Origin of the sequence: Caballeronia telluris (assembly GCF_001544495.1) — a bacterium.
GTDB classification, from domain to species: Bacteria; Pseudomonadota; Gammaproteobacteria; order Burkholderiales; family Burkholderiaceae; genus Caballeronia; species Caballeronia telluris.
Genome location: NZ_FCNZ02000071.1, coordinates 1 through 8859 on the forward strand (window position 1 = coordinate 1; position 8859 = coordinate 8859).

At 55.2% G+C, this 8859-nt stretch carries 5 protein-coding genes; 4 read left to right on the plus strand and 1 reads right to left on the minus strand.

Features of this window, described 5'->3' with window-relative positions; translation table 11 throughout:
- Positions 1-102: 102 nt before the first annotated feature.
- Positions 103-1803 carry a phage integrase family protein gene (locus AWB66_RS31575; RefSeq protein ID WP_235021342.1) on the minus strand — a complete coding sequence of 567 codons (1701 nt, stop codon included), beginning with the start codon at positions 1801-1803 and terminating at the stop codon, positions 103-105.
- A gap of 1245 nt (positions 1804-3048) precedes the next feature.
- On the opposite strand from AWB66_RS31575, the gene AWB66_RS31580 reads away from it, so the two are divergent.
- The 4 genes from AWB66_RS31580 to AWB66_RS31595 all read left to right on the plus strand — a co-directional run bounded on the left by AWB66_RS31580 (position 3049) and on the right by AWB66_RS31595 (position 8789).
- A complete protein-coding gene (locus tag AWB66_RS31580) occupies positions 3049-3828 on the plus strand; it encodes a hypothetical protein (RefSeq protein WP_087633926.1) in 780 nt (259 codons plus the stop codon).
- A gap of 284 nt (positions 3829-4112) precedes the next feature.
- Positions 4113-4931: a TnsA endonuclease C-terminal domain-containing protein gene (locus AWB66_RS31585; RefSeq protein WP_087633927.1), complete on the plus strand. Its 819-nt coding sequence runs from the start codon at positions 4113-4115 to the stop codon at positions 4929-4931.
- A gap of 33 nt (positions 4932-4964) precedes the next feature.
- Positions 4965-7400, plus strand: coding sequence for a DDE-type integrase/transposase/recombinase (locus AWB66_RS31590; RefSeq protein WP_087633928.1), 2436 nt, complete (start codon positions 4965-4967; stop codon positions 7398-7400).
- A 9-nt stretch (positions 7401-7409) separates the two neighbouring features.
- Positions 7410-8789 (plus strand): ATP-binding protein, encoded by a 1380-nt coding sequence (locus AWB66_RS31595; protein ID WP_125469867.1) that lies wholly within the window; start codon positions 7410-7412, stop codon positions 8787-8789.
- Positions 8790-8859: the final 70 nt, after the last annotated feature.

Genomic DNA, 8859 nt, shown 5'->3' on the forward strand with positions numbered 1-8859 from the left:
TGGTACGAAGTAGTTTTGTCGGGCATTGCAACACCTTATACGAGACACGTGTTGCACCTCGCTTTTGAGGCCGTCCAGGTTAAGGTGCCACGTTCAACGCTACTACGGCGAGGGAGTACGTCCGAATGCGGCACCGACTTGATGCGCACGGCGTCGGTCGTTTTCGTGCAGGTAGGTCGAGGTCGTCGCAATCGAAGCGTGCCGAAGATTGTCGCGCACAGTAACAAGCTCGACGCCAGCTTTGAGCGCATGCGTGGCGTGAGTATGTCGCAGCCAGTGGGGACTTACTTGCAGCAGTCTTGCGGCGAGCCCCGGATTACGCGCTTCCACATGCTTTGCAGCATCCTGGAAAAAATCACCCACCATCTGTCTAAGCCGTGCCGCACTAATGCTTCGCTGACCCGACGCATTCGACGTACGTTGCTGGCCTGCGGCTTCGTGCCTGTCAAGTACGGCGACCAATGGTGTCGACGCTAACCAGCGGGAGCGGACCACTGGCAGGCGCCGTTCCTTCAGGTACCGACGTAACGCTTGCCTCGCAAGCGGCGGCAGCGCGACACGCCCCATTTTCGTCCCTTTTCCCGTCACCTCGAGCCACCAGGCGCCACGATGGTCCCGCTCGACGTCGCCCAGTTTCGCATCCACAAGTTCGCTTGCCCGCAGGCCCGTCGCATAACCAAAATCAAGCACGAAACGCAGGCGTTGTGCTGCAGATGCGGTCCAGCCGTGCCGCTCAAGCCTGCTGGCAAATGCTCTGACGGTCTTCCACTCGCGGTCATCGAGAGCACGCGCAGTATCGAAGGGTGCGCGCGGGCGAGCTCCGCGGACGGTGACGCCGGAAAACGGATTGATAACGACATAATGCTGGTCGACGAGCCAAGCAAATAGCGCGCGCAGTACCGTCAGTGCGTAGCCGGCGGAGCGCGGTGTGAGTGCCCGTTCGAAGGGACGCCATGCCGGAGAAGAACGCGAGCAGTGTGGGCCGACCCACCGCGCTGCAGGCGCTGGCCGTCGTAGAAAGGCGCGGAACGCAATCGCATCCTCCATGGTCAGCGACGAAAGCGGTTGGCGCCGTTCGACCACCGCCCAGAGCAGTAGGCGTTCGGCTTCACGCCGGTAGGCGCGCGCAGTATGTGCCGATTCATGCATCTCGAGCCACGCGGTGACCGCTTCGACATCCGTCTTGGCTGCAAGACCGCAGGTTTCGAGAGGGGCACGATAACGGCCCTGCGAGCCGTCAAGGTTTGTGGGCAGCGAAGCCAAGGACGAGACAGGGAGCGACTGCCCATCGCGTTTACTGTGCTCAATCACCTCAGCGGCACGCTGCATCAGTTCCGGGTGCGTATCGAGCCACGTCAAGACCGCTCGCGCACCGGTCTTGCCCAGACCCGGTATCGGCTGCCACCAACGGCGCCGGTGCAGTATGAAAACCGTAAGGTCGGCAAGGGACCGTATCCCGGTGGCCTCGAGTGCGCGTGCCGTGTGTGGGTAGAGCCACTGGTCCACTGCGTCTGCGGGCTGTGGCGCCGGGATTGCCGTGGCGCGCAGAGCGTCGATGGCACCGACGACTTGGGCGGTGTAATGCGTCCGGCTGGCGGCGTTAATGGCAAAAACCGGAAGTAGGTCGTAGCGCTGGCGTGCGCGGGCGCAAGCCGCGAGGTGCCGGCGTATGCGGGCGATGACGCCACGCGAAGACTGACCGTCGTCACGGGCGTGGCCGAGGTAATGCGTGACGGCTTCGCGGGCTGTAAGACCTTCGTGCCACGCGCGCAGTGCCGCGAGCGACGCGAGGTCGGGCAGCATGACGGTCAGGGGAGCGGGCGATTCTACAGACCGTCCGTTCCCGGGTCGGGCGGGCTGGCGGGCGGAGACAGGGGCGGTTTTCATAAGAACAGTTTAGGACGCTCAAGCGGTATGTGCGATAAGACCCGTTATCGCAAACTGCTTCTTCTCGCACGTAGCATGTGCAGACCCGTTCGAGCAAGCGAGCGCTTTTCGAGGTGCCAAACGTAACCTTGCTTGGTCACGGGAGGGTTGCTAGCGGTCCAACGAGTGCCTTAGGCTCACGCACCAAAACTGAACAAGTAACACTGCAAGAACAAGGTGCACACCGCTTCCGATGCAGGAGGCAACCGGAAATATGTTCTACGGGGAACGCTTAACGTCTGGAACGAGCCTACTGTTGAGGGCCTTCGAGCGGTCGTCTGACAAGCTTCTGCAATCAAAAAGCCGAATTTCGGCATTGCGCTGCAGCAACGATGGATGTTGCCGACGTAGTTTTTCTACAAGGTTTGGTCGTATAGCGAGGAAAGCTAAAACTCGCCTACCAGCCTAGCCGTGAACCATCGCTTGCACGTTCACCGTAAATAGGCGACGCGGCGAGCATGCAAAGTCGTACCGCGGATTGATGCCTTCGCCGTCCTACTCACCTAGCAAATGTGTACCTCTCTATCATGAAATGTGCGGATGTCAAACCTGCACTATGCAATTAACTTTCCGGGAATCGTTGTACGCTTTGTTCACAGAGGAGAGGCCCGAAACGCGGTATACGAGCATGGGACACAGAGGGTTTGAACATGCACTTCCCCACGGAAGCGTCTTGGTTATACCAAGGTCAAAGCACGTAAGCACCCGGAAGTAACACATGTAATCCATGTTGCATTAGCACCGCGATGATAAAGCGGCCAGCGAATCGATGGCTTAGCTGGCTGCAACAAGAAAGCGCCCAGAAGAATGTCAGGCGGCCATTTTATTCCGCGATTGCAAATCATCTGTGCTTGAAATGCGCGAAAGAACCACACAAACTCAGCCGGGCAGTTTGATGATATTGCCTCTTGGGTTGTCAGCGTTGCCTGGGAGGTCAGGTGATTGCGAAGAGGAGTGAGCGATGAACCAGAGAGCGTAGTAAGTGCCCGTTGCAAATGAAACAGGCCCCCGGTGTCCAGACCGGGAGCCCGCTATTTCTCGGCCCGACCAGCAGACCGCGGAAACCGTGTCTCTATAGTCTGCCTGGGCGAGCCTCTCGTCAAGCCGTTTTTGGAGGCTGGTATGAACTCGTCCATTCGTTTTACGAACGTTAAGAAGCAGCAGCGCATTCAGAATGTGTACGTCGACATCGGCGCGGACTTCCATAGCCGTACGGAGCCAGAAACAGGGCCCGGCCGTGGGGTTGCGTTCAAGCCAACGGGGTTGCGCAGTCGAGAAAAATCCGTAACGGCTGTCGCGTCAAACGAGGACGGGATGATGCTGGAAGAGCAAAAATACAAATCATTGCCTCCTCCGGGCGCGCCCGTCGCAGCCGGGAATCCCGACCCCAAACTAGTCCTCTTTATCGATGGCGCAAGAACAGCCACTCGACAAGCGGTTCTGGTGAAGCGGATGAACGAGGCCGCTGCGGGGGGCGGGGCGAAACTCCGAATCGATTGCATAGATGGCGTTGTGAGCATCCGACTTCACAGTGCCACACTCATAGCAACCGTGAATCCTACCTCTCACGGCTCGCCGCGGACTGTTTTGGGAATCGACGGTGTCGAGCAATATTTGGGCTCGCCGTGGTGCTTCGCTTTTCAGGTCCATAACTTGATAGACGCCGATGTCGCGGTGATATGCACCGTCGACTCCCGACGCTGCAATTGGCCATTGCTCGGATTTTATTTGCGTGTTTTGGGCCTCACGCTGACGCTTGAATCGGTGGCATCACTTTGGGACATGCCGCCCGCCAGAGTTTCCAAGCTCGCGTCTGCCATGCGTGAGCGCGAAAGCTATGCTCACGCCTATGAGAACTCTTTTGCAGTTAGTCGGCTTCTGCGTGAGAAGCGGCTTCACTAGATTGCTCAATGCCGCCGGGCCATCGTGAGCGTAGGGAAATCTGGCGCGACGGCATCGGGGTAACGACGCAGCGCTGCACTCATGGCCAGACAAAATCGGCATCTGCTCCGTCTGCGTCTCGGTATTGCCTCGTTAGTTGAGCAGCGGAACAACTTCGTCCGATGTAGCTATGCAACCGTACATCTCAAAGAAGTTAAGGCGCGCCAATCAAAGCGAAACGTAGGAATCCGAATTATATAGGGCACCGTAAATAACGCTTTATTCGCCTGAATTGGAGAGTCTCCATGACTACCAGAACACTAGCGATGAAGAAAGGAACTCTTCATCGAAAGCTCAAGGAGCAGGAAAAAGCAAAGAAAGATGGCGTATATCGGCGCTGGCTCCATACGCGGGATATGCCGGGTTCGGGTATCAAGACCCGGCTTGTGTGCGAGAAGGCCGCTGCAGGCGAACTGCACCTGATGTCCGAAGCGGAGCATGCGGCATTTCTCGAGGCATGGTGGCGAGACGACGTAGAGACAATTTTTGACCAATACGCTCTCGACAGGAACGAAGCTCGTCGTGCTGCACTAGCTATCAACATTGACTACCCGACATACGCCGGCCGAACCGAACCCGCAGTGCTGAGCACGTCCTTACTGCTGACAACCGTCCGCGGCAAGACGCGCGGGCGGGAGGCTGTCTCCGTCAAGTCGGTACGGCCAGGCGAATTAACCCTGACACGAAGACAGCTAATTGAGCGAAAGACGTGGGAAGACGAGGGTGCAGTCTATAAGCCCGTGGCGTTTGACGGGATGCATTCGAACCGCTCAAAGAATTTGACCTGGATTTTCCGCGCCCATAACGACACCGTGGGACGCCAACTATCGGCCTCAGAACTGACAGCACAAAAGGAGCTTCTCCGTATCCTTAGAAAACAAAAAGAAATGCGAGTTGTCGACGCTTGTAGATATGTCGACTCCACGTTCCAGCTTCCATCTGGTTCTGGGGTTCAGGCGTTCCGGCAACTTGCAGGTCGCAAAGCTTTGGCATTCGACTTAAACGCCAGCGACCCCGTTCAATTGCGGGCAGGCGACGTTTGGACGCCCAAGGTGTTGGCGTAGTCGTCCCGTCCCTTACGTAAGTTGGAGGCAATCATGCCAATGAAGGCCCAACCTCTACCAGAACTTGCCGTAGGCGACTTGTTGAAGGAGCGCTCCGGAGAGAAGATTTTTGTCGTCTTGAAAACAGGGTCGAACAATAGATGGACTAACCTAATCGATATTGAACATGACAAGGCTGTTCGCTTTCACAAGGCAATGCCGAGGAAGACGAGGACGGATGACCTTCGGCTTCGTCTGTCGTCGGATTACGATGGGAATGACGCTCTTCAAAAGCTTGATAAGTCGCCCATCAACCCAGCCGCGAGAAGGAAGGCACCGCCGTTTGTGCTGTCGCGACGCTCGCCGCGCTATCGTAAAATCTTGGAGAATCCTACGCTGTCGAACGGGTGGCTTCTCATAAAAGGACTACTGGGGTTTGAGAAGGAAAGAGACGCCGAGGGAAGTTTCGCCGAGCCCTCCATCTATGGAGACGAGTTCGAAGAACTTCTCCATAAGGTGACACGCCGAAAGCGAATTCTACGGTACTGTGCAATAGCAAAGGTCTCTGAAGATACAGTTTATCGAACACTCCGTCGATTTTTTCAGCGAGGACTGAACGCCGATGCTGTCGCAGATGACTATCACCTCTGCGGAGGTCGTGGAAAGCAACGCGAGTGGGAGCGTCGTCCCGGGAAAGCCCCTTGGCGAAGAAAAAATGGCGCGTCGCCCAGGAATCAATTTGTCAATAGACTCCTTGCGCTGGCTGCCGACCATTACTTCTGTTTTGCGTATAAGAAGGGAAAACGTTGTCAAAAAACGTTGGAGAATGCACTGTCGTGGGTGCGTGAGGCATTCCTGAAAAAACGGACAATCTTTAACGAACAAGGAGAGATGGTTGACCTTGAGTTAGATTCCAACATCGTATTGACTCAGCGACAGCTTCAGCATTACATCGCCCAAAACTATACGTATGAGCAGCGCCGCATCCGCAAAGGCGGTCGTAGAAGATATTTACTTCATGACCGACCACTAACCGGTACCCTGCGAACCTCACGTGGCCCCGGGGAGAAGTTCCATATCGACGCTACCATCGTCGACATCTACCTTGTTGGGCAGATGCTAAGAATGAAAGTGATAGGGCGTCCCACCCTATATCTAGTGATTGACGACTACTCAGGAATGGCGGTCGGTTTTCACCTTACCTTTGACCCGCCGTGTTGGGATGGGGCGATGATGGCACTCATCAATGCAATTAGTCCAAAGGTCGCGTTTTGTAAGGCTTTAGACATAGACATTCAAGAAGCGCAATGGCCTGCTAGTCGTCTCTGTGAGGTCCTCTATTCAGACCAAGGGGAGGTGAGTAGCGTTCATAAGGCACATCCGTTGTTTGAATACTGTCGAATGGAGGTGCAGAACGCGCCGGCCTACCGCCCCGACCTACGCAGCGTGATGGAGCGGAGATTTGGAATCGTTCCTGCAATCTGGAATCCGTTGGTTCCGGGGGTCGTTGAAAAAGATTCGTTCGACCGTGGAGTCAAACATCCAGCGTGTGACGCTGCGTTGACCATAAATGAGCTTCGTCGAATTATCTGCTTCGCACTGCTGCATTACAACAATTGCGTGATTCGTGGATACCCCACGCCTGCGGAGATGATTCAACGGGGAAACGCTCCCACACCGCTAAATCTTTGGAATCACGGGACAGAGGTAAATGGTTGTGGAGGGAGACGCGTGCCAGTCGATGAATTCCGCGCAAAGGTCATGCCGAAAACGATTGCTCAGATTGATAAAGAGGGAATACTGTACAACGACTTGCACTATACATGCCCCACGTTTGACCTTTTAGAGCGTCAATCGATGTTCCGTGCGGGAAAGATTGAAACGAAAGTGGAAATCAGTTTCGAATCAACCGACAACAGCAGTATCTTGCTTCATGGATTTGGTGAACCCATCAGTTGCCCAGTTTCCGAGCGTGAAGAGAAAAAGCTAATCGGAGTGACGCATCAGGAGCAGAGAATCGGGAAAGACCTTGACTTGACGAATCGAGGATTGGCTTTCGAAGCCAACGAAGCTGAGCGCGCGATGACCTACTACAACGTATCAAAAATCGCGAAGGACGCAGACTCGAAGACAAAGAAGGCGCTGAAAGAAGCAGGCATGTCGCATCCTGACATCAACGAGATGGACGAAATGCGCAATGTTGAACGTTCTGCAGACCCGCGTTCGTCAGTGGCACGGGATTCAAGGGGAGGTGGGAAGGCTAAACGCAATGCTAAACCCGGTGTGTCGTTTAAAAAGTTCGTCAACAGCCTCGAGCAACAAGTCACTGCGGCCGGCGCGGTCGAACAGGAGACGTATGACGATGAAGGAGATGCGTATGAGCAATCGGTAGTAGGCACTGCTACACCTTCGGGCGTAGCCAACCGCATGACCTCCAAAGAGCGTCGCGAAATGCGCACTAGAGCGTTGCTCTTGGAACTTAACAATTAGGAGTACGTCATGAAGGTCAAAGAAGCTATCTCAAAGTTGCTGTCTGGCAAGCAAACGAAGGTGCCTGAGCCCGTAATGCAGTGCGTCGAGGCTGTCGAGGCGCAGTATTACAAGGGCAACGACCTGCTGCCTGAGTATCGGGAAAATCCGCTTATCTCTGCATTGGGACCCATCTGGGATAAGGCGACAATTTTGAAGGCGCTGGACGTCCCGATTGCTTTCTCAGCGCATGAGCGGGAGAACTCTGAAGAGTATCGCCTGCATGCAGTCGGGCGGTTATCGCGGTTTGTGATGGCACTTCCAGCGCATCTCGACGTCGTGAGCACAGTTCAGGTTATCGTACGCCAGCACTATGTTGACAGGGACGTTCGAATCGACTCTGGAGGCATCGAAGACCGATACCGGGCAAATCAAGCCGGCGAGCTCATACCGATATACCGTCATCAGCGTTCACACGCTTACTGTGCGGGTATCTTCGGGCTTTCGGGAGGTGGCAAAAGTACGGCGCTGGAGTCTGCTTTGCGCCTAATGCCGAAGGTCATCCATCATGAGAAATTTGGCATCAATCAGGTTGTTTGGGTCAAGGTCGATTGTCCGAAGGGGGCGAGCTTGAAGGACACACTCAAGGTTCTGATTCTGCAGTTCGATGACTTGCTGGGAACAGACTATGAGGCGGAGGTAGGGTCGAGGGCGACCTTGGCTGACTACGCGAACAAGCTCCACCGAATTTCCAAGCGGCATCACACTGGTCTAATTGTAATTGACGAGATGCAGCATGCTTTGCATGCGGTCTCAAAGAATGACCCGCTCTTCGACTTCTTTGTCAATCTCACCAACGTGGTTGGAATACCCGTGATTGTCAGCGGTACCCCAAAGGCGGCCCAGCTTTTCCGGAAGACGCTTCGCTCTGCTCGTCGTATCAGCAGCCAAGGCGTCATGAGCTGGGACGGCGTGAGAAACGTGGATGACTGGAAGCGGTTCTGCAATCAGCTTCAGAAGTATCAATGGCTAGCAAAAGCAGCGCCTCTGTCGGATAGTTTACGGAAATACATGCTTGAATTGTCCCAGGGATTGCCGGGCGTTGCAATACCGCTGTTCCAGATGTCGCAGTATCAAGCGATTTGCTCCGGGGAGGAAAAACTGTCTGCAGAGGTTATGAGGGAAGTCTACGAGGAGAAGATGGCTTCGTTGAGCCCGATGATGAGTGCCATACGCTCGGGAAATAAGGCGAGGATGTTGGCGTACGACGATTTGTTGGGCGATACGCTCAACGACATTGTTGGGACGATGGAAGCCGACGCAAAACGTTACGGCTACCAGGAGCTCGCGATGGAGCACGAGAAGAATGAATCGGCGATTGACGCGGTGTCCCGATTGTTACTCTGTTGATTTGCACGGAATCCTGACCCACGATTTGCATTGAATTCTGACCCACCCGTTGGACCAGCTTTGCGGGTTA